The 2,123-nt window shown below is 67.2% G+C and carries 3 protein-coding genes; 2 read left to right on the top strand and 1 reads right to left on the bottom strand.

The features are described 5' to 3' along the window. Nucleotides 1-545 (bottom strand): FAD-dependent oxidoreductase (locus VFP86_14455; protein ID HET9000835.1); only part of this gene is annotated, 545 nt, incomplete at its 3' end. 229 nt (nt 546-774) lie between these two features. Between VFP86_14455 and VFP86_14450 the strand changes: the two genes are divergently transcribed. Then, nucleotides 775-1,920, top strand: a complete 1,146-nt coding sequence (locus VFP86_14450; protein ID HET9000834.1) for an amidohydrolase family protein — start codon at nt 775-777, stop codon at nt 1,918-1,920. A gap of 46 nt (nt 1,921-1,966) precedes the next feature. Then, on the top strand, nt 1,967-2,123 hold a 157-nt coding region (locus VFP86_14445; GenBank protein ID HET9000833.1), incomplete at its 3' end, for a Rieske 2Fe-2S domain-containing protein.

The following is a 2,123-nucleotide window of genomic DNA, read 5'->3' as shown; positions in this document are numbered from 1 at the left end:
CCGTCGCTCTCTCTCCCCTTCACGTACGGGGCGCCCGCACGAGCGGATACATCCGCGTCGCCGCTCGCGTCGACCGTCACACGGCTCAGCATGGCCTGACGCCCCGACTTGTTCTCTACGATGATCCCGCGGAGCACGCGATCGCGCATCACCACGTCGCTCACCAGCGTGTGGAGGAGGATCTCCACGTTCGCCTCGGCGAGCATCTCGAGGGCGGTCACCTTGTACAGCTCAGGGTCGTAGACGACAAACTCGCCGGGGATGGCGCCGCCGCGCGCGATCAGACGGTCGAACAACTCGCGGATCGGTCCCCGCGACGCCGGGTAGGGGACGTAGAAGAGGTTCATCATCGCGGAGGTCCCCGTCCCGCCGAGCGAGCCGAACCGCTCGGCCAGCAGGGTCCGCGCACCGCATCGACCCGCGGCGAGGGCCGCCATGACGCCGGCGATGCCGCCGCCGACGACGAGCACGTCGGTGTCGCGCGCAACGGGGACATCCCGCGAGGGCTCGACGATCCGGCCGGATGCGTCGATCAGGGCTGCCATGGTACCGTGACCCCTTTCATGACGACCGCCTGGTGGGGTCTTGTCGGAGGCCGGAAACCGCAAACGTTTTCGTGACGTTCGACGCGTGCGCGGACGGGCCCTTCATGCGAGCGCCGCGGCATGCACAGAGTGGCGCATACCGTCCCGTGCGAGGTACGGGGTTCGGCCGCGTCGAATCACCGAACGCGGCACCTCAGCTGCGCGTCGAGTGAAGGGCAGGTGCGCCACGATGGCACGGTCCCTGCGGCAGATCGACGATGGGAAAGCTACCGTCAGGGTCAGGATCGTCGACACAGACGTGCACCCAGCGCCGCGTTCCTTTGCCGAGCTCCGCGAACGCGTGCCCGAGCCCTGGCGGAGTCGCAACTGGTCCGACCAGGTGTTCGATGCGGTCGAAACGCCCACGTACGTGGCGCCGGGCAAGGCGCAGCGCCGGGATGCGCATCCCCCGAGCGGGGGGCCGCCGTGCTCGGACCTCGCCTTTGCCGAACGGCAGCTCTTTCATGACGCCGGCGTGGACTACGCCATCCTCCTGCCGCTCACGGTCCGGCCCGTGCCGAATCCGGAACACGAGGCCGCGGTCTGCGCGGCAACGAACTCGTGGCTGTCGGAGACGTGGCTCTCCGCCTACAACGGGCACGGGCGGTATCGCGGCGCCCTTCGCGTCTGCTCGGGTCAGCCCGATCTCGCGGTCGCCGAGATCGAGGAATGGGCCGGCCATCCGTATTTCGTCGAGGTCATGCTTGTCCCGTACACCCGCGCGCCGTTTGGACAGGCGACGTATCACCCCATTCTCGCGGCGGCTGCACGGCATGGGTTGCCCATTGTTATCCACGTCAACCGCGCCGCCGGCATGGGGCTCCTTACGCCCGTCGGGTTTGCATCGTATTTCATCGAGCACCACGCGCTGTACTCGTTGCTGTACGCCACACACTTGACGAGCCTCATCTTCGAAGGCGTCTTCGAGAAATTCCCGGCCCTTAGGGTCGTCTTCGCCGAAGGCGGATTCAGCTGGATCGCGCCGTTACTGTGGCGCCTCGATAACCTGTGGACCCAGTTGCGGGCGGAGATCCCTCTGGTGAAGCGCCGGCCTTCGGAGTACGTACGCGACCATGTACGGTTCACGAGTCAGCCCATTGAGGAACCGTCCGATCCGCGGCATCTGCGGCGTGTACTGGAGTGGGTGGACGCGGCGCACCTGCTCATGTTCTCGACTGACTACCCGCACTGGGACTTTGACGACCCGACGCGTGTGGCCCGCCAACTCCCGGGTGAGATGCGCGAGCGCGTGCTGCGGGACAATGCGCTCGACCTGTACAACCTGCCGCCCGCTCGCCGGGCCAATGGGGACGAGCGGGGGACCCGGGATCAATAACACTGCACGAGCCGTTTGAGGCGTGTGAGGCCGGAGGACCGCCGTCTTGGGCCGTTACGTCGTCGGTCGAGTTGCCGATCTGCCGCCCGGCAGTCAGCGTCTGGTGCGGGCCGGGCGTTGGGGCATCGGCGTCTTCAACGTCAACGGGAAGTACTACGCGTTCAACAACTATTGCCCGCACGCGGGCGGACCGCTCTGCCTCG

This window comes from bacterium (assembly GCA_035703895.1).
Taxonomy (GTDB): Bacteria; Sysuimicrobiota; Sysuimicrobiia; order Sysuimicrobiales; family Segetimicrobiaceae; genus Segetimicrobium.
The sequence above is the reverse complement of the archived record's forward strand: the minus strand, read 5'-3'. Positions and strand labels throughout refer to the sequence as shown.

What these genes read in the sequence shown, in the direction of transcription:
- VFP86_14450 (HET9000834.1), top strand. Translation starts at nt 775, where the DNA reads ATGGCACGGTCCCTGCGGCAGATCGACGATGGGAAAGCTACCGTCAGG.